The sequence below is a fragment of the Allobosea sp. GW823-FHT01F03 genome (assembly GCF_058798075.1).
Window position 1 is genome coordinate 5,231,894 of sequence record NZ_CM179505.1, and the last position, 23,702, is coordinate 5,255,595.

The 23,702-nt window shown below is 67.7% G+C and carries 25 protein-coding genes and 1 other RNA gene; 10 read left to right on the forward strand and 16 right to left on the reverse strand.

Translation table 11 applies throughout. The annotated features are described in order from the left end of the window. Positions 1 to 40: 40 nt before the first annotated feature. Together AC3RCC_RS25020 and AC3RCC_RS25025 are read left to right on the forward strand one after the other, a co-directional pair. Complete coding sequence (locus AC3RCC_RS25020) at positions 41 to 1,534, forward strand: MDR family MFS transporter (RefSeq protein ID WP_492258829.1); 1,494 nt, start codon at positions 41 to 43, stop codon at positions 1,532 to 1,534. A gap of 128 nt (positions 1,535 to 1,662) precedes the next feature. After that, on the forward strand, positions 1,663 to 2,214 hold the full coding sequence (locus AC3RCC_RS25025; RefSeq protein WP_291633644.1) for a DUF1269 domain-containing protein: 552 nt from the start codon (positions 1,663 to 1,665) through the stop codon (positions 2,212 to 2,214). A gap of 190 nt (positions 2,215 to 2,404) precedes the next feature. Here the strand turns inward: AC3RCC_RS25025 and dapD are convergent, their stop codons facing one another. Continuing rightward, complete coding sequence (dapD, locus tag AC3RCC_RS25030; RefSeq protein ID WP_291633642.1) at positions 2,405 to 3,247, reverse strand: 2,3,4,5-tetrahydropyridine-2,6-dicarboxylate N-succinyltransferase; 843 nt, start codon at positions 3,245 to 3,247, stop codon at positions 2,405 to 2,407. A gap of 127 nt (positions 3,248 to 3,374) precedes the next feature. Between dapD and AC3RCC_RS25035 the strand changes: the two genes are divergently transcribed. Continuing rightward, on the forward strand, positions 3,375 to 3,665 hold the full coding sequence (locus tag AC3RCC_RS25035; protein ID WP_291633640.1) for a hypothetical protein: 291 nt from the start codon (positions 3,375 to 3,377) through the stop codon (positions 3,663 to 3,665). Between the two features lie 95 nt (positions 3,666 to 3,760). After that, on the forward strand, positions 3,761 to 5,095 hold the full coding sequence (locus tag AC3RCC_RS25040) for an 8-oxoguanine deaminase (RefSeq protein ID WP_492256950.1): 1,335 nt from the start codon (positions 3,761 to 3,763) through the stop codon (positions 5,093 to 5,095). Between the two features lie 127 nt (positions 5,096 to 5,222). Here the strand turns inward: AC3RCC_RS25040 and AC3RCC_RS25045 are convergent, their stop codons facing one another. The 8 genes from AC3RCC_RS25045 to rpmH form a co-directional block, all read right to left on the reverse strand. Next, a complete protein-coding gene (locus tag AC3RCC_RS25045; RefSeq protein ID WP_492256951.1) occupies positions 5,223 to 5,978 on the reverse strand; it encodes a pyrimidine 5'-nucleotidase in 756 nt (251 codons plus the stop codon). A gap of 233 nt (positions 5,979 to 6,211) precedes the next feature. After that, the gene (gene argB / locus AC3RCC_RS25050) at positions 6,212 to 7,114 is read right to left on the reverse strand and encodes an acetylglutamate kinase (protein WP_492256952.1); all 903 of its coding nucleotides are present in this window, start codon (positions 7,112 to 7,114) and stop codon (positions 6,212 to 6,214) included. Between the two features lie 84 nt (positions 7,115 to 7,198). After that, positions 7,199 to 7,570, reverse strand: a complete 372-nt coding sequence (locus AC3RCC_RS25055) for a DUF423 domain-containing protein (protein WP_291633634.1) — start codon at positions 7,568 to 7,570, stop codon at positions 7,199 to 7,201. A 125-nt stretch (positions 7,571 to 7,695) separates the two neighbouring features. Next, positions 7,696 to 8,361, reverse strand: coding sequence for a ribosome biogenesis GTP-binding protein YihA/YsxC (gene yihA, locus AC3RCC_RS25060; protein WP_452118987.1), 666 nt, complete (start codon positions 8,359 to 8,361; stop codon positions 7,696 to 7,698). A gap of 9 nt (positions 8,362 to 8,370) precedes the next feature. Beyond that, on the reverse strand, positions 8,371 to 9,003 hold the full coding sequence (locus tag AC3RCC_RS25065) for a CatB-related O-acetyltransferase (protein WP_492256953.1): 633 nt from the start codon (positions 9,001 to 9,003) through the stop codon (positions 8,371 to 8,373). A 155-nt stretch (positions 9,004 to 9,158) separates the two neighbouring features. After that, positions 9,159 to 11,027, reverse strand: a complete 1,869-nt coding sequence (gene yidC, locus AC3RCC_RS25070; protein ID WP_492258830.1) for a membrane protein insertase YidC — start codon at positions 11,025 to 11,027, stop codon at positions 9,159 to 9,161. Positions 11,028 to 11,029: 2 nt separating this feature from the next. Beyond that, the gene (gene rnpA / locus AC3RCC_RS25075) at positions 11,030 to 11,458 is read right to left on the reverse strand and encodes a ribonuclease P protein component (protein WP_291633627.1); all 429 of its coding nucleotides are present in this window, start codon (positions 11,456 to 11,458) and stop codon (positions 11,030 to 11,032) included. 55 nt (positions 11,459 to 11,513) lie between these two features. Next, complete coding sequence (rpmH, locus tag AC3RCC_RS25080; protein WP_038364779.1) at positions 11,514 to 11,648, reverse strand: 50S ribosomal protein L34; 135 nt, start codon at positions 11,646 to 11,648, stop codon at positions 11,514 to 11,516. Between the two features lie 251 nt (positions 11,649 to 11,899). Between rpmH and ffs the strand changes: the two genes are divergently transcribed. The 4 genes from ffs (at position 11,900) to recR (ending at position 15,051) form a co-directional block, all read left to right on the forward strand. Further along, positions 11,900 to 11,996: signal recognition particle sRNA small type (ffs, locus tag AC3RCC_RS25085), an RNA gene on the forward strand. 107 nt (positions 11,997 to 12,103) lie between these two features. After that, positions 12,104 to 13,960 carry a DNA polymerase III subunit gamma/tau gene (locus AC3RCC_RS25090; RefSeq protein WP_492256954.1) on the forward strand — a complete coding sequence of 619 codons (1,857 nt, stop codon included), beginning with the start codon at positions 12,104 to 12,106 and terminating at the stop codon, positions 13,958 to 13,960. Between the two features lie 18 nt (positions 13,961 to 13,978). Continuing rightward, complete coding sequence (locus AC3RCC_RS25095; protein ID WP_492256955.1) at positions 13,979 to 14,299, forward strand: YbaB/EbfC family nucleoid-associated protein; 321 nt, start codon at positions 13,979 to 13,981, stop codon at positions 14,297 to 14,299. A 146-nt stretch (positions 14,300 to 14,445) separates the two neighbouring features. Continuing rightward, complete coding sequence (recR, locus tag AC3RCC_RS25100) at positions 14,446 to 15,051, forward strand: recombination mediator RecR (RefSeq protein WP_291646328.1); 606 nt, start codon at positions 14,446 to 14,448, stop codon at positions 15,049 to 15,051. Between the two features lie 128 nt (positions 15,052 to 15,179). Here recR and AC3RCC_RS25105 read toward each other — a convergent pair whose 3' ends face one another. Together AC3RCC_RS25105 and AC3RCC_RS25110 are read right to left on the reverse strand one after the other, a co-directional pair. Further along, positions 15,180 to 15,884: an SDR family oxidoreductase gene (locus AC3RCC_RS25105; RefSeq protein ID WP_492256956.1), complete on the reverse strand. Its 705-nt coding sequence runs from the start codon at positions 15,882 to 15,884 to the stop codon at positions 15,180 to 15,182. Positions 15,885 to 16,079: 195 nt separating this feature from the next. Next, positions 16,080 to 16,781: an outer membrane protein gene (locus AC3RCC_RS25110; RefSeq protein ID WP_291633598.1), complete on the reverse strand. Its 702-nt coding sequence runs from the start codon at positions 16,779 to 16,781 to the stop codon at positions 16,080 to 16,082. Between the two features lie 199 nt (positions 16,782 to 16,980). Here AC3RCC_RS25110 and AC3RCC_RS25115 point away from each other — a divergent pair, with 199 nt between their 5' ends. Then, positions 16,981 to 18,000 (forward strand): YihY/virulence factor BrkB family protein, encoded by a 1,020-nt coding sequence (locus AC3RCC_RS25115; protein ID WP_492256957.1) that lies wholly within the window; start codon positions 16,981 to 16,983, stop codon positions 17,998 to 18,000. 161 nt (positions 18,001 to 18,161) lie between these two features. Further along, a complete protein-coding gene (locus tag AC3RCC_RS25120) occupies positions 18,162 to 19,025 on the forward strand; it encodes a VOC family protein (RefSeq protein ID WP_492256958.1) in 864 nt (287 codons plus the stop codon). A 57-nt stretch (positions 19,026 to 19,082) separates the two neighbouring features. Here AC3RCC_RS25120 and cysK read toward each other — a convergent pair whose 3' ends face one another. From cysK to AC3RCC_RS25145, 5 genes are all read right to left on the reverse strand, one after another. Beyond that, on the reverse strand, positions 19,083 to 20,063 hold the full coding sequence (gene cysK, locus AC3RCC_RS25125) for a cysteine synthase A (RefSeq protein ID WP_291633592.1): 981 nt from the start codon (positions 20,061 to 20,063) through the stop codon (positions 19,083 to 19,085). A gap of 88 nt (positions 20,064 to 20,151) precedes the next feature. Next, positions 20,152 to 20,604 (reverse strand): RrF2 family transcriptional regulator, encoded by a 453-nt coding sequence (locus AC3RCC_RS25130; RefSeq protein ID WP_291633590.1) that lies wholly within the window; start codon positions 20,602 to 20,604, stop codon positions 20,152 to 20,154. Further along, entirely contained in the window at positions 20,601 to 21,089 is a 489-nt protein-coding gene (gene dut / locus AC3RCC_RS25135; protein WP_492256959.1) for a dUTP diphosphatase, read from the reverse strand. The genes AC3RCC_RS25130 and dut overlap by 4 nt, the downstream gene beginning before the upstream one ends. 3 nt (positions 21,090 to 21,092) lie before the next feature. Further along, on the reverse strand, positions 21,093 to 22,400 hold the full coding sequence (locus tag AC3RCC_RS25140; RefSeq protein WP_492256960.1) for a phosphopantothenoylcysteine decarboxylase domain-containing protein: 1,308 nt from the start codon (positions 22,398 to 22,400) through the stop codon (positions 21,093 to 21,095). A 16-nt stretch (positions 22,401 to 22,416) separates the two neighbouring features. Continuing rightward, entirely contained in the window at positions 22,417 to 23,613 is a 1,197-nt protein-coding gene (locus tag AC3RCC_RS25145) for a GGDEF domain-containing protein (RefSeq protein ID WP_492258831.1), read from the reverse strand. Positions 23,614 to 23,702: the final 89 nt, after the last annotated feature.

Below are 23,702 nucleotides of genomic sequence, written 5' to 3' on the forward strand. Positions count from 1 at the left end.
AGGTCCGCCATTCCCAATTCACAGGACGGGCGCAGTGCCGATGGACAAGCGGGTCGAGACCGAGGCGCCGGCGGCTGCGCTCAGCCATGCCGATATCCGCTCGATCCTGATCGGCATCATGCTCGCCATGTTCCTGGCGGCGCTCGACCAGACCATCGTCGCGACCGCGATGCCGACGATCGGGCGCGAGCTCGGCGACGTCACCCATCTGCCCTGGGTGGTGACCTCCTATCTGCTGGCCTCGACGGCCGTGACCCCGCTCTACGGCAAGCTCGCCGACATCCATGGCCGGCGCGTGACACTGCTCGGCGGCATCGTGATCTTCATCGTCGGCTCGGTCGCCTGCGCGCTCTCCTCCTCGATCTGGCTGCTGGTGGTCGCCCGCTTCATCCAGGGCCTCGGCGGCGGCGGGCTGATCGCGCTGGCCCAGACGATCATCGGCGACATGGTGCCGCCGAAGGAGCGCGGGAAGTATCAGGTCTACATCGCCAGCGTGTTCTTCTCCTCCTCGCTGCTCGGGCCGGTGCTCGGCGGCGTGATCTCGGAGGCGCTGCACTGGTCGGTGATCTTCTGGATCAACCTGCCGCTCGGGCTCGCCGCCTATTGGATGACCGACAAGGCGCTGCGCCGCCTGCCGCGCCATGAGCGGCCGCACCGGCTCGACCTGCTCGGCGCCCTGCTGATGACCAGCGCGACCATGACGCTGCTGCTCGCCTTGTCCTGGGGCGGCGTGCTCTATCCGTGGTTCTCGGCGCCGATCCTCGGGCTGGTCCTGCTCTCGTTCGCACTCTGGCTCTGCTTCGCCTGGCGACTGCGGGTCGCGGAGGAGCCGCTGATTCCACTCGCCATCCTCGCCAATCCGGTGGTGCGCGACGGCACCATCGCCGCCGGCTTCGGCATGGGGACCTTCATCGGCCTGACGATCTATCTGCCGCTCTATTTCGAGACCGTCGCTGGCCTGTCCGCGGCCCATTCCGGGCTCGGACTGATCCCGCTGACCTGCGGCACGGTCGTCGGCGCGACCGCCTCCGGCCGGGCGATGACCAAGCTGACGCATTACAAGCGCGTGCCGCTCGCCGGCCTTGTCGTGGCGCTCGCCGGCACGGCAATCCTCGCGATCTTCGCCGGAAGACTGCCGCTCGTGCCCTTCGGAGCCGTGCTCGCGGTGATCAGCCTCGGCTTCGGCACGCTGCTCCCGGTCGCGACCGTCGCGATTCAGAACGCCGTCGCCATGCACCAGCTCGGCACTGCAACGGCAACCGCCAATTTCTTCCGGCAGATCGGCGGCGCGCTGATCGTCGCCGTGTTCGGCGCGATCGTGCTCGGCGGCATGGGCGCGAGCGGCGCCGGGCTCTCCGCCGAAACACTCAGGGCCGGCGCGGTCGACCGCGAGGTCATGGTCCGGCTCTTCGCCTATGTCTTCGCCGCGACCTTCGTCGGCTTCGCCCTGTCATTGCTGTTCCTGGCGCGGATGAAGGAGTTGCCCCTGCGCGGCGCGGCGAAGGAAGCCGCCAGGGAGCTGGCGGCCGAATAGGCGGGAAGCCGGTGCGGGAAGTCAGACGTGGCGAGGCCTCATCGTCTTGACCTGAATCATGGCTTCCGCCGCAAGCCCGTCACAAGCTATCGTCAGGCTGTTATTCCCGTCTCATCAGGAGTTTCCCCATGTCCGATCTCGTCGTCATCGTCTATCCGACCGAGGCCAAGGCCGAGGAAATGCGCCAGAAGCTCTTCGGGCTCCAGAAGGAATACCTGATCCAGATCAGCGATGCCGCCATCGCCGTGATGCATGAGGGCGGCAAGATCAAGCTCAACCAGCTGCTCAACACCACGGCGCTCGGCGCCGCTTCGGGCGGTTTCTGGGGCCTGCTGATCGGCGCGATCTTCCTGATGCCGGTGTTCGGCGCGGCGATCGGCGCCGCCTCGGGTGCGCTGGGCGGCGCGCTGTCCGATTACGGCGTCAACGACAATTTCATGAAGGAGCTGTCGACGACCCTGCAGCCCGGCAATGCGGCGCTTTTCGTGCTGATCCAGAAGATGACCGGCGACAAGGTTCTCGAGGCGATCAAGGGCACCGGCGGCCTGGTGCTGAAGACCTCACTCGACCATACCCGCGAGCAGGCCTTGCGCGATGCGCTGGCCGCCTCGCCCGCCGCCCAGCCGGTGCCCACCGGGCCCGGCCCTGAGGCGACCACGAACCCTGCCCCGGCCGCCTGAGGCGCTCGCCGCTCGGCCACCTTCAAACTCCGTCATTCCGGCGCTCAGCTTTGCAGGGCTCGGAATGACGGAGTGACCGATATTGCTCGGCGCGACAGAAGCTCGAGCCGGCGCGATCAGCGCGAAAGCGGCGAGAGGGCCGGCATCCAATGCCGAACGGGCCCTCTCGCCATCTCCTTGTCGTAGATAATCAGTCCCGCAGCAGATCGTTGATGCCGGTCTTGGCCCGCGTCTGGGCGTCGACGGTCTTGACGATCACCGCACAGTAGAGCGCCGGGCCGGGCGTGCCATCATTCATCGGCTTGCCCGGCAGCGAGCCGGAGACCACCACCGAATAGGGCGGCACCTTGCCGATATGGACCTGGCCGGTGGCGCGGTCGACGATCTTGGTCGAGGCCGAGATGAAGACGCCCATGGCGAGGACCGCGCCCTCGCCGACGACGACACCCTCGACCACCTCGGAACGGGCGCCGATGAAGCAGTTATCCTCGATGATGGTCGGGTTGGCCTGCAGCGGCTCGAGCACGCCGCCGATGCCGACGCCGCCCGAGAGGTGGACGTTCTTGCCGATCTGGGCGCAGGAGCCGACCGTCGCCCAGGTGTCGACCATGGTGCCGGAATCGACATAGGCGCCGATATTGACGAAGGACGGCATCAGGATGACGTTCGGGGCGATGAAGGAGCCCTTGCGCGCCGCGGCCGGCGGCACGACGCGGAAGCCGGCGGCGCGGAAGCGGTTCTCGCCCCAGCCCTCGAACTTCGACGGCACCTTGTCCCAGAACACGCCCTCGCCCGGGCCGTTCGCCATGATCTGGTTGTCGGTCAGCCGGAAGGAGAGCAGCACCGCCTTCTTCAGCCATTGATGCGTGACCCATTCGCCGTCGATCTTCTCGGCGACGCGGGCCTTGCCGGCGTCGAGCATCTCGATCGCCTGCTCGACGGCCTCGCGCACGGCGCCCTTGGTCGAGATGCCGATCTCGGCCCGGTTCTCCCAGGCGGCATCGATGGTGGCGGCGAGATCGGTCAGCGACATGAGACAGCTCCGGCAGTCATGAGGGCGCCCGGAGCGATGGCCGATGCAGGCAGCAACGTCAAGGCTGAGGGAACGCCGGCCGGCCAGACGTGTTATGATGGAAAGGCTCACCACGCGGAAAGGCCCGATGAAACGGATCGCCCTGTCGCTCGTCCTGACGCTCGCTTTCACCAGTGCAAGCCTGGCCCAGGGACGGCCGTCGACGCTGTCGCGCAGCTGCGCCGCCAACCAGCAGAGCGTGCGCGCCAATGGCGCGATCGTGCTCGGCACCGGCGGCTATACCTATGACCGCTTCGTCGCCCATCGCGGCTTCTGCCAGTTCGACGAATATGCCGATCCGGCCTGGGTGCCGGCACGCGACACGCCGCAATGCTTCATCGGCTATCGCTGCAAGAGCGGCCCGTTCTGGGACGATTGAACCACCGTGAAATGACGACCCGGGCTGGCCTTCGACCAATGTCCCACCTATGCGGGACGATTGACTGAATCGCCGCCTTTATACCCGGACACATCATGCGCCTCTGGATCAGAAATCCGCTCGCCATTCTCGCTGAAAACGCCGGCGGCGGGGTGGTGATCGAGGACGGCGTCATCGTCGAGCTCGTCACGCTCGGCGGTTTCCCCTCGCGGCCCGTGACCGAGAGCTTCGACGCCTCCGACCATGTCGTGCTGCCCGGCCTCGTCAACACGCACCATCATTTCTACCAGACGCTGACCCGCGCCCATCCGGCGGCGATCGACCGCGAACTCTTTCCCTGGCTGAAGGCGCTCTATCCGCTCTGGGCGCGGCTGCGGCCCGAGGATCTGCGGATCGCGGTGCGGGCCGCCCTGGTCGAGCTGCTCCTGTCCGGCTGCACCACCGCGGCCGACCACCACTACCTTTACCCGGCTGGGCTCGAGAACGCGGTCGACATCGCCGTCGAGGAAGCCCGCGCGCTCGGCATCCGCGTCACCATCTCGCGCGGCTCGATGAACCTGTCGCAGAAGGATGGCGGCCTGCCCCCGGATGAGGTCGTGCAGGACGAGGACACGATCCTTTCCGACAGCGAGCGGGTGCTGAAGCTGTTCCACGATCCTGCCCCCGGCAGCATGGTCCAGATCGCGCTCGCCCCCTGTTCGCCCTTCTCGGTGACGCCGTCGCTGATGGCGAAATCCGCCGAGCTCGCCGCCCGCTTCGATGCCCCGCTGCATACCCATCTCGCCGAGACCGAGGACGAGGACGCCTATTGCCTGGAAGTCTATGGCAAGCGCCCGCTCGACCTGCTCGAGGACGCCGGCTGGATGCGACCGAAGACCTGGCTGGCGCACGGCATCCATTTCTCCTGCGAGGAATGCGAGCGACTGGGCAAGGCCGGCGTCGGAATCTGCCATTGCCCGACCTCGAACGGGGTGCTCGCCTCCGGCTTCTGCAAGACCCGCGAGCTCGAAGCGGCCGGCGCCCCGCTCGGCCTCGGCGTCGACGGCTCGGCCTCCAATGACGGCTCCAATCTGATGGAGGAGCTGCGCCATGCGCTCTTGGTCAACCGGCTGCACTATAAGAGCGCCGGCGCGGTGACGGCGCGCGACACGATCCGCTGGGCGACGGAAGGCTCGGCCCGCTGCCTCGGGCGCGACGATATCGGCAAGATCGCGCCCGGCCTGCAGGGCGACCTTGCGCTCTACAAGCTCGACGAGCTGCGTTTCTCCGGCGCGCATGACCCGATCGCCGCGCTGGTGCTGTGCGGCGCCAGCCGGGCCGACCGGGTGCTGGTCGGCGGGCGCTGGCGGGTGATCGACGGCGAGATTCCCGGGCTCGACCTGTCCGGCCTGCGCCGCTCGCATAATCTCGCCTCGCGGCGCTTTGCCTGAGCCCCTGCAATGTCATCCCGGACAAGCCACGAAGCGGCGCTGATCCGGGATCCATGCACGCTGCCCTGTCGGAAAGGCTCCAGAATGGTTCCCGGGTCTCGCTTCGGTCGCCCGGGATGACTCAGAGCTATTTCGAAACAGGAAGCGAAGGGAGCTCCGCCCGCGTCAGCGGCCCGAGGAAGCCGGTCAGATCGTTCGTGACGAAATGCACATGGCCGGCCTCGACCGCCGCCTGTTCCCAGGCCTCGCGGAAGGGATCGGGCGTGCGCGGCACGATCAGCACCGTCTTCATGCCGAGCGCGCTCGGCACGATCAGGTTCTTCTCGATATCCTCGAACATCGCCGCCCGGCCGGGATCGACGCCGTGCTTGGCGAGAAAATTCTCATAGGTCGCGCGCTCGGGCTTCGGGGTGAAGCCGGCATTGACGATGTCGAAAATGTCCTCGAAGTGATGGAGGATGCCGAGCTTGCCGGCGACGTTCTCGGCATGGCCGCGCGAGCCATTGGTCAGGATCAGCTTGCGGCCGGGCAATGCCGCGATCGCCGCCCCGAGCGCTGGGTTGGGATCGAGCAGGGTCAGGTCGATCTCATGGGCGAAGTCGAGGAAGTCAGCGGGGTCGATGCCGTGCTCCTCCATCAGCCCCTTCAGCGTCGTGCCGTAGCGCTGGTAATAATATTTCTGCAGCGCCCGCGACGACATGCCGTCGAGGCCGAACAGCTCCGCCAGGAAGAGCGTGATGCGCTCGTCGACCTGCGGCCAGACCTTCGCCTCATGCGAATAGAGCGTGTTGTCGAGGTCGAAGACCCAATGGTCGACATGGCCGAAAGCGTCCATGTCGGGCAGGAGTGGCAGGTTGGCGGCGATGTCAGCGTTCTGTTTCATTGGATCATGTCATGTGGGACGTGACAGCATGACATACAAGGTTCTTGCAAAGTCCTTGCGATGGGGAAGTCCTACGTTCCCGGGCTTCGCGCAGCGAAGAGCCCGGAACCCATGAACATCGGCATCCTTCGGAGATGCCCTGACCTCACGGCGGGCCTGCCGGCAGATTCGGTGTTCATGAGGTGCGAGCTCGCTGCCACGCAGCTCCCCGGAATGACGGCCAGGTTCGGCCCTCACTTCCTGATGATGGTGCCCGAGCCGGTATCGGTGAAGAGCTCGATCAGCACGGCATGAGGCACCTTGCCGTCGAGGATGACGACGGCCTCGACGCCCTTTTCCAGAGCGTAGATGCAGGTCTCGATCTTCGGGATCATGCCGCCGGAGATGGTGCCGTCGGCGATCAGGCGCCGGCACTGCTCGACGGTCAGCTCCGGGATCAGCTTCTTGTCCTTGTCGAGTACGCCCGGCACGTCGGTCAGCAGCAGCAGGCGCTTGGCGTTGAGCGCCCCGGCGATCGCGCCGGCGAAGGTGTCGGCGTTGACATTATAGGTCTGACCGTCGACGGCGGCGCAGACCGGCGCCAGAACCGGGATCAGCTCGGCCTTGAGGGTCGCGTCGAGCACGGTGGTGTCGACCGTGTCGGGCTCGCCGACGAAACCGAGATCGAGGATCTGCTCGATCTTCGAATCGGGGTCGACGATGGTGCGGGTCGCCTTCTTGGCGATCACCATGTTGCCGTCCTTGCCGCAAAGCCCGATCGCCTTGCCGCCCTCGCGCGAGATGTAGCCGACGATCTCCTTGTTGACCGAGCCCGCCAGGACCATCTCGACGACGTCGACGGTCGCCGCATCGGTGACGCGCAGGCCCTGCTTGAACTCGGATTTCAGGCCGAGCTTGTCGAGCATGCGGGCGATCTGCGGGCCGCCGCCATGGCAGACCACCGGCTTCAGCCCGGATTGCTCGAGCAGAACCACGTCCTCGGCGAAATCCTCGGCGGTGGCGGCGTCACCCATGGCGTTGCCGCCATATTTGATCACGATCACCTCCTGGTCGTAGCGCTGCATATGCGGCAGCGCCTGGACGAGGAGCTCGGCCGCTTGCGATGGCGTCAGATGGGCGGCAGGGTTGATCATCATGCAGGCTCCGCGACGGCGCGCCGGATCCGCGCCGGGCCGCCTTCTAGCTGAAAGTGCCGTGCCGCGGAAGCGCCGCGACGCGGCTCAGACCCGCCTTGCGAACAAGGCCGAGCCGGCGAGGCCGAGCCAGCCACCGAGCATCATGAAGCCACCGGCCGGGGCGGCGCCCATGAACAGGCGCTCGCCATGGAAGCCGCGCCTGGCGAGATCGGCCGCGAACAGCGCGACGCCGAGGATCAGCAGCGAGATTGCAAGACGCGCGCCGATATCGGCGAGCAGGCCGGCACGACGCGCGACGCAGGCTCCGATCACGGCCGAGGCGTGAAAGAGCAGCATCTGGCCGGCGATCTGAAGCGTGTCGGCCGCTCCCGAATGGGTCGCGGCGGCGAGCAGCGTGACGCCGAAGAGCCCCATCAGCATGGCGATGGTCAGATGGATCTTGGTCGCGGTGATCATGACGAGCCTCCGGCAGCGCGCCGGGGCCGACGCCAGGCTGCAGCGGGCAGGAAAGACGATGCCGCCGAGGCGCCGTCAAGCCGGCCGGCCGCGACGCGGTGAAGCGGCGCGGATCGCACCGGAGACTAGCTGCGCTCCGCCAGCACCCGCGCGATCGCGGCCCGCAATTCGGGAATGCCGAGGCCCTTCTCGCTCGAGGTCACCAGCACCTCGGGATAGGCCGCCGGGCGGCGCTTGATCTCGTCGAAGGTCGCCTCGGCCATGAAGGTCTGGTCGGCCTGCTTGATGGCGTCGCCCTTGGTCAGGACGATCTGGTAGCTGACTGCCGCCTTGTCGAGCGTCTCGAGCACCGCGCCGTCGACATCCTTCAGCCCGTGGCGGGCATCGATCAGCACATAGACGCGCATCAGGTTGGAGCGCCCGCGCAGATAGTCGTGGATCAGCCGGGTCCAGGCCGCGACCTTCTCCTTGCCGACGGCGGCATAGCCATAGCCCGGCATGTCGACGATGGTCAGGCGCTCGTCATGGCCGACCTGACGAAAGAAGTTGAGCTGCTGGGTACGGCCCGGCGTATGCGAGGTGCGAGCGAGCGCATTGCGCCGCGTCAGCGCGTTGATCAGGCTCGACTTGCCGACATTCGAGCGCCCGGCAAAGGCGATCTCCTGGCCGACCATGGGCGGCAGGTCGTCGATCTTGGTCGAGGCCCAGACGAAATCCCAGGGCCCTTCGAAGAGCTTGCGGGCAGCTTCGATCTCGTCGGCGTCGTAAGGTGTGGTCGTGCTTGCGGTCATCTGCCTTGCCTACACCGCCCGGCGCAGCGCGTCGATGTCGGCGCCGGCGATCAAGGGCAGGTTGCGGGCGATCTTTTCCGCATCCCAGTCCCACCAGCGAATTTCCAGCAGCGCTTCGACCACCTCCGGCGGGAAGCGCAGCTTCACCACCTTGCCGGGATTGCCGACCACCACCGCATAGGGCGGCACGTCGCGCGCAACCTGCGCCCGCGTCCCGATGATGGCGCCGTCGCCGATGGCGACGCCGGGCATGATCACCGCCTCGCGACCGATCCAGACATCGTTGCCGATCACGGTATCGCCGCGATGGCCATGACCGTCCGGCGTTACGGGAGGCGCGCCCTCGAAGCCGAACATCTGGAAGGGAAAGGTCGAGAAGCCGCCCATCGGATGGTTGGCGCCGTTCATGATGAACTGCGCCGCCTGGGCGATGGCGACGAATTTGCCGATGATCAGCCGGTCGCCGATGAAGTCGAAATGATAGCGCACGCAGCGGGCGAGGAAATGCTCGGGCCCGCGCGAGTCGTCGTAATAGCTGTAGTCGCCAACCTCGACGAACGGGTGGTCGACGATCGCCTTGAGGAAGGCCGTGCCCTTCCAGCCGGGAATCGGATGCCGGGTTTTCGGATCGGGAAGGGGCATGCCGGTCTCCTCGCCGTCGGGCAGGTCGCAGGTGAAATACCGACCGGGCCTTTGCCCAGCGATCGTGCGGGGCTCTTAAAGCAGACATCCCGGGTCGGCTCGCGCCGCCCGGGATGAGATCGTCGGAAACCGGGGGCGAGGCGCCCCCGCCATCCTCACTTCTTGTTGCTGTTCGCCGGCTTGGGCACGCCCGCCGCAGCCGCAGGGGCCGGCTTCTTGCCGAACATGCCCTTGAGATTGTCCCAGAGCTCGATCTTGACGCCGTGCTTGCGCATGATGAAGCCCTGCTGGAGGATCGAGAGAAGGTTGTTCCAGGTCCAGTAGATCACCAGGCCGGCCGGGAACGAGCCGAGCAGGAAGGTGAAGAACACCGGCATCCAGGTGAACATCATCTTCTGGACCGGATCCGGGGGCTCCGGGTTCATCTTCATCTGCACGAACATCGTCACGCCCATCAGGATCGGCCAGATGCCGAGATGCAGCATGGCGGGCGGCGTGAACGGCAGCAGGCCGAACAGGTTGAAGAGATTGGTCGGATCCGGCGCCGCAAGGTCCTTGATCCAGCCATAGAACGGCGCGTGCCGCATCTCGATGGTGATGAACAGGATCTTGTAGAGCGCGAAGAAGACCGGGATCTGGACCAGCACCGGCCAACAGCCGGCGAGCGGGTTGATCTTGTTGGTCTTGTACAGCTCCATCAGCGCCTGCTGCTGCTTCATCTTGTCGTCAGCATAGCGCTCGCGGATCGCCATCATTTCCGGCTGCACCGCCTTCATCTTCGCCATCGAGGCGTAAGATTTGTTGGCGAGCGGGAAGAACAGCAGCTTCAGCAGGACGGTGACGACCAGGATGGCGATGCCGAAATTGCCGACATGCTTGTAGACCCAGTCCATCAGGTAGAACATCGGCTTGGTGATGAAGTAGAACCATCCCCAATCGATCATCAGCTCGAAGCGCTTGATGCCCTGGTTCTTCTCGTAGCCGTCGATCGCCGCGACCTCCTTGGCTCCGGCGAACAGGCGCGAGGAGGCAACGGCCGAAGCTCCCGGCGCGACGGTGACCGCCTCGCCGAGGAAGTCGGCCTGATAGGTCCGCACCGGACCGGTCTGCACCGACGAGTAGCGGCCCTCGTACTTCTTGGTCTGGTCGGGGATGGCTGCCGCCGCCCAGTACTTGTCGGTGATGCCGACGAAGCCACCGACAGCGTCCTTCCAGGCCTTGCCATGCGTCGCCGCGCCGAGAGCCGGCTCCTTGTCGATGGCGTCGTAGGTATATTCCTGCAAGCCCTGCTCGCCGAGGGCGCCGATCATGCCTTCATGCAGGACATAGTAGCCGAGCGTCGTCGGCTTTCCGACGCGGACGACCTGGCCATAGGGGTAGAGCGAGATGGCGCTCGTGCCCTTGTTGTCGACCTCGTCGCGGATCGAGAACAAGGCGTTGTCGTCGACCGAGATGATGCGGCGGAACAGCAGGCCCTGGCCGTTGTCCCAGGTCAGCGTCACCGGCTTCGCCGGGGTCAGGACCTGACTGTCAGCGCTCCAGACCGTGCCGGCGTTCGGCAGGGGAACGTTGACGCCAGGCCCCGCGACCCAGCCGAAATCGGAATAATAGGCGTTCGGGCCGCCGGCCGGCGAGAGCAGCACGATGATCGGGCTCTTCGGGTCGACCGTCTCGTGATAGGCCTTGAGCGAAACGTCGTCGATGCGCGCGCCGGTCAGCGAGAGCGAGCCGGCGATCTTCGGCGTCTCGATTCGGATGCGCGGGCCGGCGGCGAGCGCGGCTTCGCGGGTCGCGAGCGACGCGGCGGCGGCAGGCTGCGCCGGGGCGGCGCCAGGGGCCGGGGCAGCGCCCGGCGTCGGCACGCTTCCCGGAGCCGGGGGCTGCTGGCTGTGCGTCTGCTGGTTCTGCTGCGCGACCTGCTTCTGCTTCTCCATCTGCGGCACGGCGAAGAAGAACTGCCAGCCGAGCAGCACGACCACGGAGAGCGTGATCGCCAGGAGCAGATTACGGTTTTCTTCTTTCATCTTCATGGTCGAAAACGGGTCTCGCTGTCGGCCCTGGCGGGCTTCTCGGGAAGGGGGCGTTTGCCGGAAGGCGGGCCGCGACGGTTGCCGCCGGGGCGGGCGCGGTCGAGCGCGACCGAGAGGTCGGCGACCATGGCGCTGAAACCGGCGGTGATCGTTTCGGGACGAGCGACGATCACGACGTCGCAGGGGCGCTCGAGTTGCCCGGCCAGCGCGAGCTTGGCAGCGGCGCGCAGGCGCCGGCGGATACGGTTGCGCTCGACCGCGCCGCCGACCTTGCGGGAGGCGGTGAGGCCGAGTCTGAGCCCGGATTCGGCGGCGTCGTGCCGCTGATCGTTGACCTGCACGGTGAAGGCAGGCGAACGAAAACGGCGGCCATGCTCGGCCGCCGCGAGAAAGTCCCTGCGTTGCGTCAGACGGGCGATGCGCATGGCGTTTGGCCAGTCTTCACGAAACCGGCGCGCCGGGAGCGCGCGCCCCACCTCATCAGGCCGACAGGCGCTTGCGGCCGTGGGCGCGACGGGCAGCGATGACCTTGCGGCCACCCTTGGTCGCCATGCGGGCACGATAGCCGTGGCGACGCTTGCGAACCAGCTTGCTGGGTTGATAGGTTCTCTTCACGGTCCGTCTCCGGGGCCTTGTCTCGGCGCAGCAACCGCAGCTCTCGAAGAGAAAGCCAAGGCCAGCCAAGCCTGTCATGCAAAAGGTTCCGCGCCGCCGCTTGGGCTGCACAGGTCGCGGGCTTATGGCGGAAGGCATGACCCAAGTCAATGCCGAAACGCCTGTGTCGCAGCAGCGCAGGCGGGTTTTCACAGGCGACGTCTTTGCACAGGCGACTTGCGCTCGCGCCTCTCTTCACCGATATAGCCGACGGGAGGTTGGCGAGGGACGTCTCACTCGCCAACCCGGTCAGGTCCGGAAGGAAGCAGCCGTAACGAGACCGAACGGGTCTTCGTCCAGCCTCCCACCTGCCGCCCCGCGCGGCGATGCATCCGCGATGTCGCTCCTGTCACGGTCGGACCGTCCGGATGCATGGCGGCGTTGACCGCCACGCCGCGAACGGCGAAAGCAATGGCATGACCGACGCGACCGTCCCCGCCGACGAGCCGGGCTTCCCCGGCCTTGCCCCCGCGCCCGCCCCGGCGGCGAACCAGCCGGCCGGCTATCGTGTCCTTGCCCGGAAATATCGCCCTGCGCATTTCGGCGACCTGATCGGCCAGGACGCCATGGTCCGGACGCTGACCAACGCCTTCGCGGCGGGGCGCATCCCGCAGGCCTGGATGCTGACCGGCGTGCGCGGCGTCGGCAAGACGACCACCGCCCGCATCCTGGCGCGCGCCCTGAACTACCAGAATGCCGACGGCACGGGCGCGCCGACCACCGACCTCTCGCGTTTCGGCGTGCATTGCCAGGCGATCGTCGAGGGCCGGCATATCGACGTGATGGAGATCGACGCCGCCTCGAACAACGGCGTCGACAATGTCCGCCAGATCAACGACGCCGTGCGCTACGCGCCGACCAGCGCGCGCTACAAGGTCTACATCATCGACGAGGTCCACATGCTCTCGGGGGGCGCCTTCAACGCCTTCCTGAAGACGCTGGAGGAGCCGCCGCCGCACGCCAAGTTCATCTTCGCCACCACGGAGATCCGCAAGGTCCCGGTGACGGTGCTGTCGCGCTGCCAGCGCTTCGACCTGCGCCGCGTCGATGCCGGCCTGCTGGTTGGCCATCTCGGCGGCATCTGCAAGGCCGAGGGCATCGAGGCAGAGGACGAGGCGCTGGCCGCGATCTCCCGCGCCGCCGAGGGCTCGGTGCGCGATTCGCTGTCGATCCTCGACCAGGCGATTGCCCATGCCGGCGGCAAGATCACGCTGGAAGAGGTCCGCACCATGCTCGGTCTCTCCGACCGGGCCAGGGTGATCGACCTGTTCGAGCAGGTGATGAAGGGCGACATCGCGGCGGCGCTCGGCGAGCTCCGGGCACAATACGATGCCGGCGCCGACCCGGCCGTGGTGCTCTCCGACCTCGCCGAGTTCAGCCATCTGGTGACGCGCCTCAAGCTCGTACCGGATGCGGTCAAGGACAACAGTCTGAGCCAGGCCGAGCGGACGCGCGGCGCCGATTTCGCCGAGCGCCTCTCGATCCGGGTGCTGGCCCGTGCTTGGCAGATGCTGCTCAAGGCGATCGCCGAGGTGCGCCAGGCCGACCGGCCGGTGATGGCGGCCGAGATGGCGCTGGTGCGCCTCGCCCATGCCGCCGACCTGCCGACGCCGGACGAGGCGCTGCGCATGCTGCGCGACGGCAGCGGCAGCGTTTCGGGCAATGGTTCGCCTGCCCCGCGCCCGCCATCGGGCGGCGGCGCGACGGCGCTGGCGGCGAGGCCGGTGCTCGCCGCCGCCAATCCGGCTCCTGCCGTCGCTGCGGCGCCCCGCGCCATGGCCAACGGCCTGCCGCAGCCCCAGAGCCTGGAAGACCTCGTCGCACTCGCCTCGCGCCAGCGCGACATCACCATGAAGCTGGCACTGGAGCGCGATGTCAGGCTGGTCAAGTTCGAGCCCGGCCGCATCGAATTCGCGCTGGCCAATGCGAGCAACCGCCATTTCGCCACCGACCTGTCGAAGCGCCTGAAGGACTGGACCGGCCAGACCTGGCTCGTCGCGCTCGCCAATACCGAAGGCGCGCCGACCCTGCGCGAGCAGGCCGAGGCGGCCCGCGACAAGCGCGAGAGCGACGCCGCGAATCATCCGGTGGTGCGCGCCGTGCTGGAGCATTTCCCGGGCGCCCGCATCGTCGATGTCCGTGATCCGCGCGCCGCCGAGGCCGAACAGGCACCGAGCGCGACGGCCGGCGACGACTATCTGCCCGAAGCCGAGCCGCTGTTCGACGACAGCGAGCCGGATTTCGAGGGTGTCGAATTCTGGACGGACAACTGAGCGAAAGGGAGCGCGGCGATGCGCGACATGATGGGCCTGATGAAGCAGGCGCAGGACATGCAGAAGAAGATGGCCGAGATGCAGGCCCTGCTCGACACGCTCGAATTCGAGGGCTCGGCCGGCGGCGGTCTGGTCACCGTGGTGATGACCGCCAAGAACGTGCTGAAATCGGTGAAGATCGATCCGAGCCTGATGGTCGCCGGCGAGCAGGAGATCCTCGAGGACCTCGTGATCTCCGCCTGCAACGACGCCCGCAACAAGGCCGAGCGCGCCGTCGCCGACCGGATGGCCGAGGTGACGCGCGGCCTGCCGATCCCGCCGGGCATGAAGCTGTTCTGAGTCCGGCTCGCGCACCGTCATTCCGGGCGAGCGCAGCGAAGTCCCGGAATCCATCGTAGAGCGCAGCGCCCCTCGATGGATTCCGGATCAGCGCCGCTTGCGCGGCTTGTCCGGAATAACGGCGCCATTCCCTCTTTAGGCTCGCCATGTCCCGCACCATTGCCGGCCCCGAAATCGAGCGCCTGATCCAGCTCCTGGCCAAGTTGCCGGGCCTGGGGCCGCGCTCGGCCAGGCGCGCGGCGCTGCATCTCGTCAAGAAGCGCGAGCAATTGCTCGGCCCTCTGGCCGAAGCCATGACGGTGGCGCGCGAGCGGATCGTCGTCTGCACCAGTTGCGGCAATGTCGACACCAGCGACCCGTGCGGGCTCTGCCGCGATCCGCGCCGCGACGACAGTCTCATCGTCGTCGTCGCCGACATCGCCGATCTCTGGGCCCTGGAGCGTTCAGGCGCGGTCTCAGGCCGCTACCACGTCCTCGGCGGCGTGCTCTCGGCGCTCGATGGCATCAGGCCCGAAAACCTCTCGCTCGATGCGCTCGTCGCCCGAGCCTCGGAACCCATGGTCAAGGAAGTCATCCTGGCGCTCAACGCCACGGTCGAGGGCCAGACCACGGCGCATTTCATCACCGACCTCCTGGCGCATCTCGACGTCAAGGTAACCAAGCTCGCCCATGGCGTGCCGGTCGGCGGCGAACTCGACTATCTCGACGACGGCACGCTGGCGGCAGCGATCCGCCAGCGCACGGGCTTCTGACCGGCCGGAGCGAAGCGTAGAGCCGAGAATCTCATGGCAGAAGCCGCTGGCCGGAGCCCCATCCGGGCCGAGATGGTCGGCTCAAGGCCGACCATGGCGCCAGGACCATTCCCAGACCGGACCGCCGCTCAGACCGAGCGCATCAGCCCGCCATCGACGCGCAGATTCTGGCCGGTGATGTAGCCGGCGCCCTCGGAGACGAGGAAGGCGACCGTCGCGGCGATCTCCGCGCTGGTGCCATAGCGCTGCATCGGCACGCCGGCGCGGCGCTCCTCGGTCTGCGGGAGAGAATCGATCCAGCCCGGCAGGACATTGTTCATCCGGACATTGTGCTCGGCGTACTGGTCGGCGAAGAGCTTGGTGTAGGCGGCGAGCCCGGCGCGGAACACCGCCGAGGTCGGGAAGGTAGCCGCCGGCTCGAAGGCCCAGGCCGTCGAGATGTTGACGATCGCGCCGGATTTCTGTGCCGTCATCACCGGGGCGACGAGGCGGGTCGAGCGGATGACGTTCATCAGGTAGACGTCGAGCCCGGCATGCCATTGCTCGTCGGTGATCTCGGTGATCGGCGCGCGCGGGCCGTGTCCGGCGCTGTTGACCAATGCGTCGATCCGGCCCCAGCGCGCCATGGTCGCGTCGACGAGACGCTGGAGGTCAGCGTTCGACTGGTTCGAACCGGTGATGCCGAGGCCGCCGAGCTCGGCCGCCAGTTTCTCGCCCTTGCCCGAGGAGGACAGGATTGCGACCCGGAAACCGTCCTGCGCCAAACGGCGCGCCGCCGCTGCGCCCATGCCGCTGCCGCCTGCCGTGACGATCGCTATTTTTTCTGCTGCCATGCCGGTCCCCATCCCTGTCGAGAGCAAGCCGGCTCATCGTCGCTAGCCGGCGTCGACGGGTTTTCTGGCATCGCGACGCGGGCTTGGCCAGTCGCTTTCCGGCCGGCCGGCGCGCACAAGGCGGATGTCATGTCGTCCCAGCAAAAAGGCCGCGCTTGCGGCGCGGCCTCGTCGATATCCGGAATGCGCGGCGGTTCAGAACTTGTAGGCGACGCTCGCCCGCACGGCATGCGAGCTCGGCTCATGCTCGGCGCTCAGGCCGAGATAGGCGCTGCGGGCGACGAAATCGAAGCTGCCATAGTCGGTATAGCGGTAGTCGAGCCCGAAGATGAGATTGTCAGTCCAGGCGAAGTTGACGCCGCCGCCGACGGTCCAGCCGGTTCGGGAGAATTTGCCGCTCTCGCCAAGACCGGCAGCCGGGTTGAAATAGCCGTATTCGAAACGGCTGAAGGCCGCGCCCGCGGCGCCATAGATCATGAAGCGGTCGAAGGAATAGCCGATGCGGCCACGCACGGAGCCCTGCCAGTCCTGCTGGACCCGGAACAATCCGCCATGCGTATCCCGGGCATTGATCCCCTCGATATCGCCCTCGACGCCAAGGACGACCGAGCCCATCTGGTAGTTGAAGCCGGCATGGACACCGCCCATGAAGGCGGAGGGGCTGTAATCGAAGGAGACACCGACCGGCGCGCGCCCGGCGGTGGTGTACAGGCTCTGCCGATCCGAGCCCCAGGAATAGCCGAGCTGGCCGCCGAGATAGAAGCCGGTCCAGCTATAGAGCGGCGGCAGGGCCGGGGCGAGCGGCAGGAACTTGCTCGACGCCAGATCGGCCGAGAGAGCAGCGCCGCTGCCAAGCAGGAGGAAGGTCGCGACGGTGGCTTTGAGGAGCGTCTTCATCGGGCTCTCTGGTCGTGGAAGGAGATGGGGCCGAATGCCCCGCATCTGGCGCCCTGGCGGGGCGCATTAGCCTGTCACGATAAGAAACCGTTAAGGTTAACAAAGCTCTAAGCGGCCTGTTGGCGCGTCAGGGATTGGAACGATCGGGAGCGCCCGGCGTTCCCTGCAGGCAGGCCGCATCGATCCGGCGGAGAGGGGCATGGCGTATCTGAAACGAATCACCGGCGCTGCCGGTCTGGCGGCGCTGGCGCTCGGCTATGTCCACGGCGCGTTCACACGGCGCGTCCGCGATCCCCTGCGACAGGTGCGCCGCGGCCGTGGCGCCGCCTCGCCGGTCGCCCTGCCCTGGCGCGGCTGGAAGGACGTGCTCGGCCGTTTCATCGTCCGTATCCAAGAGGCGCGCCTGCTCTCGCTCGCCGGTGCGGTCGCCTTCTTCACCCTGCTCTCTCTGGTGCCGGCGCTGTCGCTGCTGGTCACGATCTATGGCGGAATGACCGACCCTGCGACCATCGCCGCGCAGCTCGACGATCTGACGCTCGTCTTCCCGGAAGCGGCGCGCGAGCTGATCCGAGAGCAGGCGATGCGGCTTTCGAGCCGCGATGCGGCAAGCCTGTCGCTGACCTTCCTGATCAGCTTCGCGGTCGCCGCCTGGAGCGCGAACGCGGCGGTGAAGGCGATCTTCGACGCGCTCAACATCATCTATGGCGCACGCGAGCGGCGGGGCTTCCTGAAGCTCAACCTGATCTCGCTGGCGACGACGCTGAGCGGACTCCTGCTGCTCGTCCTGGCGCTGGCCGCGATCGCCAGCCTACCGGTGGTGACGGCGCTCTTCCCCTTCGGCCACGAGCTGGAGACGCTGGTGCGCCTCGCCCGCTGGCCCGTGTTCTTCGTCATCGGAACGGTTGCGATCGGCTGCCTCTACTGGGTCGGGCCCGACCGCAAGCCGCCGCGCTTCGCCTGGGTGCTGCCCGGCGCCGTGGTCGCGGCGCTGCTCTGGGCGGCGACGTCGAGCGCCTTCTCCTGGTATGTCAGCACGCTCGGCAACTACACCGCGACCTATGGCTCGCTGGCGACCGTGGTGGTCTTCATGACCTGGCTGTGGCTCTCGGCGACGATCGTGCTGGCGGGCGCCGAGCTCAATGCGGAACTCGAGCAGCAGAGCCGTCATGGCGCCGCGATCCCGCCGACGGCGCGACTGCTTGCCGGGCGCCGCCGCTGAAGGCTCCGGAGCCGGCCGCGCACTGGCGGCCGACGCCACAGGCGCAAGCCGCGATTGCAGTCGCGCAATCTCGGATTTGCCGCAGCCGGGGACGACAAGAGGCGGTCGAGATCCCATTTTAACGGCAAGCGGCCGCGGCCGCACCCATTCCGGAGTCCGCCATGGCCACCGCCACAACCACCCAACCCCGCACCAACGAGTCCCTCGACAGCCCCGTCCATATCGGCACCGTCAGCCTGCGCGTGCGCGATCTGCCCGGCGTCACCGCCTTCTTTCGCGACGCGATCGGCCTTTCGACGATCAGCGAGAGTGCGCAGGAAAGCGTACTCGGCGCCGGCGGCGTGCCGCTGGTCAGGCTCGAAGCCGGCGCGCAGGCGCCCTCCTCCGCTGCCGGCCTGTTCCACCTCGCGCTGCTCCTGCCGTCCCGCACCGATCTCGCCAACTGGCTCGGCCATGCCGCAAGCCGGCGGCTGCCGCTCGAAGGCGCCTCGGATCACCTGGTCAGCGAGGCGCTCTACCTTTCCGATCCAGAGGGCAACGGCATCGAGATCTATCGCGACCGCAGCAGAGCGGAATGGCCGCGCGGGCCGGGCGGCGAGATCAAGATGGCGACCGACCGGCTCGATCTCGACGCCTTGCTCCGCGAGGCCGACGGGCGCGACTATGCCGGCATGCCCGCCGGCACGGTGATGGGGCATATCCATCTGCGCGTCGGCGATGTCGCGGGCGCGGAGGCCTTCTATCGCGACAAGCTCGGCTTCGAGGTGATGGTGCACTATCCCGGCGCGGCTTTCATGGCGACCGGCGGCTACCACCACCACATCGCGGCGAATATCTGGCACAGCCGGGGTGCCGGGCCGCGCCGCGCAAACGAGGCCGGGCTCTTGCGTTTCGAGCTCGTGGCGCGGGACGATGCCGCCTATGCCGCCTTGCGCGAGCGCATGCTGGCGGCCGGCGGCGACGAGGCCGGCGGCGCGCCGGAGATCGCCGACCCCTGGGGCAACCGGATCGCGATTCGCCGCTGACAAAAAAAGGGCGCCTTCCCTGCCCGGGAAGGCGCCCTGCTTTGGTTCGGAAGCGCCTCAGAGACCTTCGAACAGCGCGCTCGAAATATAGCGCTCGGCGAAGGAGGGGACGATCACGACGATCTTCTTGCCGGCATTCTCCGGGCGAGCACCGATCTCGAGCGCCGCGGCGATCGCCGCGCCCGAGGAGATGCCGGCCGGAATGCCTTCGCTCCTGGCGAGGGCCCGCGCCGTCTCGAAGGCGGTCTGGTTGCCGACGGTAACGACCTCGTCGATGACGCCGCGATCGAGGATGCCGGGCACGAAGCCGGCGCCGATGCCCTGGATCTTGTGCGGGCCGGGCTGGCCGCCGGAAAGCACCGGCGAATCCTCGGGCTCGACCGCGACGATCTTCACGCCGGGCTTGCGCGCCTTCAGCACCTGGCCGACGCCGGTGATGGTTCCGCCCGTGCCGACGCCGGAGACGAAGATGTCGACCTCGCCATGGGTGTCGTTCCAGACCTCCTCGGCCGTGGTCTTGCGATGGATCGCCGGATTGGCCGGGTTCTCGAACTGCTGCGGGATGATCGCGCCGGGGATCTCGGCCTTGAGCTCCTCGGCCTTGGCGATGGCCCCGCGCATGCCGCCGGGACCGGGCGTCAGGACCAGCTCGGCACCGAGCAGAGCGAGCATCTTGCGGCGCTCGATCGACATGGTCTCCGGCATGACCAGGATCAGCCGGTAGCCGCGCGCGGCGGCGACGAAGGCGAGCGCGATGCCGGTATTGCCGGAGGTTGGCTCGATCAGCGTACCGCCCGGCTTCAGCGCACCGGACGCCTCGAGCGCATCGACCATGCTGACGCCGATACGGTCCTTGACGCTGGAGATCGGGTTGAAGAATTCGAGCTTGGCGAGGATCGTCGCCTTGACGCCGCGCTCGGCCGGAAGCCGGTTCAAGCGCACCAGCGGCGTATCGCCGATCGTATCGGTGATCGAATCATAGACCCGGCCACGGCCGGGAGCCTGGGCGGGGGTGAGCTTCTGCGCGGCGTCGGCCATGGCGGCCTCCCTGAGTGGTGATCAATCGGTTCGACGACAGGCTAGCATCAAATTACAGAATCTGTCGAGAAACAGATAATTTCACGCTCTATATTGTAAAATCAGCGTCGATACCCTTTCCGGCCAGCGCCGCGAGGCTTTCCGCCTGCTGGCAGAGCTCGGCCACGGTGACCGAGTCCAGCGTCGCCAGACATGCGTCGAGGGCAGTCTGGACGGCCGGGCCGACGACGTTCTCGACCAAAGGCGAGCGCGGCAGCGGCGGCAGGTTCTCCTCCGAATTGGCCTGCATTGCGGCGCGTACGATCGCGCCGGCGGTGATGCGGCGACGCTCACGGGCGAGCTCATATCCCCCGCGCGGACCGCGAACACCTTTGAGGATGCCGGCCTTGACCAGCGCCTGCAGCATGGTCTCGAGATGACGCGGCGGCAGCTCGTGGCGGGCGGCGAGCGCTTTTGCCGCAACCGGGGCCGGGCGGGCGTGCAGGGCGATGTCGACCACCGCGGCGATGGCGAGCAGGCTGCGGCGCGAGAGCTGGATCATGAACGGGCCTCCCGGACAGAGGAGGCGACGGAATCGGCGATCCCGGTCGAGCCGAAGCCGCCGGCGCCACGGACGGTGTCGTCGAGCGAATGCACCTCGACGAGCCTGGCCTGCGCCACCGGCGCGACGATGAGCTGGGCGATGCGGTCGCCATGCCGGATGGTGAAGGGCTGCTGCCCGAGATTGACGAGCAGGACCTGGACCTCGCCGCGGTAATCGGCATCGATCGTGCCGGGCGCATTGAGCACGGTCACGCCATGGCGCAGCGCCAGCCCCGAACGCGGCCTGACCTGCCCTTCGCTGCCCGGCGGCAGTGCCAGGACGAGCCCGGTCGGCACGAGGCAGCGTGTGCCCGGCACCAATTCCAGATCGCGCTCCGGCAGGGCGGCCCGCAGATCGAGCCCGGCGGCCCCCGCCGTCTCATAGGCAGGCAGAGGCAGATCCTGCGCATGCGGCAGGCGCTTGATGCGAACCGGCTCCATCATCGCTCAGCCCTTCTCGGCAAGCAGGGTGGCGAGATGGGTGACGAGTCGCGCCGCGACCTCAGCCTTGGGCAGGGTCGGCCAGGTCTCGACGGCATCGGCCGTGACGAGATGCACGGTGTTGTCTTCACCGCCCATGACCCCGGTCCCGCCGACATCATTGGCGACGATCAGGTCGCAGCCCTTCTTCGTCAGCTTGGCGCGGGCATATTCGATGACGTTCTGCGTCTCGGCGGCGAAGCCGACGACCAGTTGCGGGCGATCGATCTCGCGGGCGGCGATGGTCGCGAGGATGTCCGGATTCTCGACGAGGGTGAGACTCGGCGTGCCGTGCTCGCCCTTCTTCATCTTCTGGCCAGCCGCACCGGCGACGCGCCAATCGGCGACGGCGGCCGCGAAGACCGCGATGTCGGCCGGCAGCTCCTGCTCGGTGGCGTCGAGCATGTCGCGGGCACTCTCGACATGGATGGTGGTGACGCCGGCGGGATCGGGAATGCCGACAGGACCGGAAATCAGCGTGACATCGGCGCCGGCCGCCGCAGCAGCAGCAGCAATCGCGTGCCCCTGCTTGCCCGAGGAGCGGTTGGCGATATAGCGCACCGGATCGATCGGCTCATGGGTCGGCCCGGAGGTGACCAGCACGCGCTTGCCGGCGAGCACCTGACCACCTGCCGCGACTTGACCCGGCAATCGGCCGAGGAAGCCGATCGAGGCCGGCTTGCGCTGCTCGCCGGCCAACGCCAGCTCGATCGCCGCCAGGAGCTCCTGCGGCTCGGCCATCCGACCCGGCCCGCTCTCGCCGCGCTCGGCCATGGCACCGGAGTTCGGGCCGACGACGAGGACGCCGTCCTTCTGCAGCAGCGCCATGTTGCGACGCGTCGCCGGATGCTGCCACATCCGCGGATTCATCGCCGGGGCGATCAGGATGCGCTTATCCGTGGCGAGCAGCGCCGTGGAAGCGAGATCGTCGGCATGGCCGTTCGCCATCTTGGCGATCAGATCGGCCGTGGCGGGGGCGACGACCAGGAGGTCGGTCGAGCGCGACAGCGCGATATGGCCGATATCGGCCTCGTCGGTCAGCGAGAACAGGTCGGTGAAGCAGCGCTCGCCGGCGAGCGTGCCGACCGCGAGCGGCGTGACGAACTGTTCGCCGGCCCGGGTGAGGATGCAGCGGCTGGCGATGCCGCGATCCTTCAGCCGCCGGATCAGTTCGAGACATTTATAGGCGGCGATGCCGCCACCGATGATCAGCAGGATGGAGCGGGAAGCGGACAAGAGCGGGCTCCTGGGTCGGGACGGCCCGTTTGGTAGCATCCGGCAGGCCGGGATGTCATCGGGGCGCCCGGGTGGGCAGGGTCGATACGGCCGCAGCCTGGGCTGGCCCCGGCTGCGGAATCTCGGCGCAGTCGTCGGCGACCGCCCGGTCCCGGCCGCGCGCCTTGGCCTGGTACAGGCGCCGATCGGCGCGGGAGACGAGTTCGGACAGTGCGTCGCCGGACCGGCGCTCCGCAATCCCGAAGCTCGCCGTCACCGCGCCTCCACCCGGCGCGAAGGTGAAGACCAGGCCGGAAAGCCCGGCTCGCACCCGTTCGGCCAACACCAAGCCGGCCGCCTGTGTCGCGCCTGGCAGCAGGATCGCGAACTCCTCGCCGCCGATCCGTGCGACCAGATCCTTCTCGCGGCTGACACGGCGCAGGAGCCTGCCGAAGGCGCTCAGCACCTCGTCGCCGGCGGCATGGCCGTGGCTGTCATTGACCCGCTTGAAATGGTCGAGATCGCAGACGAGCAGCACGCAGGGCGCTTCGCCGGCGACGGAGAGCATCGCGCCCGCACGCTGCTCGAAGGCACGCCGATTGAGCAGGCCGGTCAGGCCGTCGCTGTCGCGCTCGCGGCGTAGATCGTCGATCACGTCGGAGAGCGTCGCCGCCAGCAGCGCCGTCGCCAGGGCCGCGCCGAGCACGGCCAGGGACAAATGCAGCGCCTGCCAGAACAGCGAGTCCTGGAAGACCCTGAGATCGCCCGGCGCCTCCAGCCCGATCGTCAGGATGGTACGCGGGAAGAAATGCAGGGCGAAGGCGAACAGCACCCAGAACAGCACCCGGTCGACCGGGCGGCCACGCATCAGAGGCGTGATATGCAGGCTGGCGACGAGAAGGACGAGGCCGTAGCCGAAATTCTGGAGATAGACGCGTGCCAGGAGGTTGGGTGCAGCATAGGCGAAGTACCAGAGACCGCCCATGACGGCGATGAAGGCGCAGGCATGCCAGACCCGGCCGAGCCGCTTGCCCGAACGACGCAACACCGCCTCGGCCGCGATCTGGACCGCGACGGTATAGAACAGGCCCGAGAGCAAGGCGTTCGCCGGCACCGATGCCGGCCAGAAGAACACCTGGATCGCCACCGCGATCGCGAACAGCGCCGGAGCCGCCGCCAGCAGGAGGAGATAGTCGCGCCTTCGCTCGATCATCCAGGCCCAGAGGAAGGCGAGACCGAAAACGCATAATACGGCCGGCCCGATCAGAGCCATCGTCACTCCGGACTCCAATTCCCCGGCGATCCTTCCTGCAAGCGGCCCTTGTCGAGATTGCTATGGCGTGCATCGCGGGAAATGCCCAG

Coding starts and splice junctions, on each gene's coding strand:
- AC3RCC_RS25055 (WP_291633634.1), bottom strand. CDS start 7,570: ATGATCACCGCGACCAAGATCCATCTGACCATCGCCATGCTGATGGGG.
- AC3RCC_RS25130 (WP_291633590.1), bottom strand. CDS start 20,604: ATGATCCAGCTCTCGCGCCGCAGCCTGCTCGCCATCGCCGCGGTGGTC.
- recR (WP_291646328.1), top strand. CDS start 14,446: ATGTCCCGCACCATTGCCGGCCCCGAAATCGAGCGCCTGATCCAGCTC.
- yihA (WP_452118987.1), bottom strand. CDS start 8,361: ATGACCGCAAGCACGACCACACCTTACGACGCCGACGAGATCGAAGCT.
- AC3RCC_RS25045 (WP_492256951.1), bottom strand. CDS start 5,978: ATGAAACAGAACGCTGACATCGCCGCCAACCTGCCACTCCTGCCCGAC.
- AC3RCC_RS25120 (WP_492256958.1), top strand. CDS start 18,162: ATGGCCACCGCCACAACCACCCAACCCCGCACCAACGAGTCCCTCGAC.
- AC3RCC_RS25040 (WP_492256950.1), top strand. CDS start 3,761: ATGCGCCTCTGGATCAGAAATCCGCTCGCCATTCTCGCTGAAAACGCC.
- AC3RCC_RS25095 (WP_492256955.1), top strand. CDS start 13,979: ATGCGCGACATGATGGGCCTGATGAAGCAGGCGCAGGACATGCAGAAG.
- AC3RCC_RS25035 (WP_291633640.1), top strand. CDS start 3,375: ATGAAACGGATCGCCCTGTCGCTCGTCCTGACGCTCGCTTTCACCAGT.
- AC3RCC_RS25020 (WP_492258829.1), top strand. CDS start 41: ATGGACAAGCGGGTCGAGACCGAGGCGCCGGCGGCTGCGCTCAGCCAT.
- AC3RCC_RS25025 (WP_291633644.1), top strand. CDS start 1,663: ATGTCCGATCTCGTCGTCATCGTCTATCCGACCGAGGCCAAGGCCGAG.
- AC3RCC_RS25115 (WP_492256957.1), top strand. CDS start 16,981: ATGGCGTATCTGAAACGAATCACCGGCGCTGCCGGTCTGGCGGCGCTG.
- rnpA (WP_291633627.1), bottom strand. CDS start 11,458: ATGCGCATCGCCCGTCTGACGCAACGCAGGGACTTTCTCGCGGCGGCC.
- yidC (WP_492258830.1), bottom strand. CDS start 11,027: ATGAAAGAAGAAAACCGTAATCTGCTCCTGGCGATCACGCTCTCCGTG.
- dut (WP_492256959.1), bottom strand. CDS start 21,089: ATGATGGAGCCGGTTCGCATCAAGCGCCTGCCGCATGCGCAGGATCTG.
- AC3RCC_RS25090 (WP_492256954.1), top strand. CDS start 12,104: ATGACCGACGCGACCGTCCCCGCCGACGAGCCGGGCTTCCCCGGCCTT.
- cysK (WP_291633592.1), bottom strand. CDS start 20,063: ATGGCCGACGCCGCGCAGAAGCTCACCCCCGCCCAGGCTCCCGGCCGT.
- AC3RCC_RS25145 (WP_492258831.1), bottom strand. CDS start 23,613: ATGGCTCTGATCGGGCCGGCCGTATTATGCGTTTTCGGTCTCGCCTTC.
- AC3RCC_RS25140 (WP_492256960.1), bottom strand. CDS start 22,400: ATGCTACCAAACGGGCCGTCCCGACCCAGGAGCCCGCTCTTGTCCGCT.
- AC3RCC_RS25110 (WP_291633598.1), bottom strand. CDS start 16,781: ATGAAGACGCTCCTCAAAGCCACCGTCGCGACCTTCCTCCTGCTTGGC.
- argB (WP_492256952.1), bottom strand. CDS start 7,114: ATGATGATCAACCCTGCCGCCCATCTGACGCCATCGCAAGCGGCCGAG.
- AC3RCC_RS25065 (WP_492256953.1), bottom strand. CDS start 9,003: ATGCCCCTTCCCGATCCGAAAACCCGGCATCCGATTCCCGGCTGGAAG.
- AC3RCC_RS25105 (WP_492256956.1), bottom strand. CDS start 15,884: ATGGCAGCAGAAAAAATAGCGATCGTCACGGCAGGCGGCAGCGGCATG.
- dapD (WP_291633642.1), bottom strand. CDS start 3,247: ATGTCGCTGACCGATCTCGCCGCCACCATCGATGCCGCCTGGGAGAAC.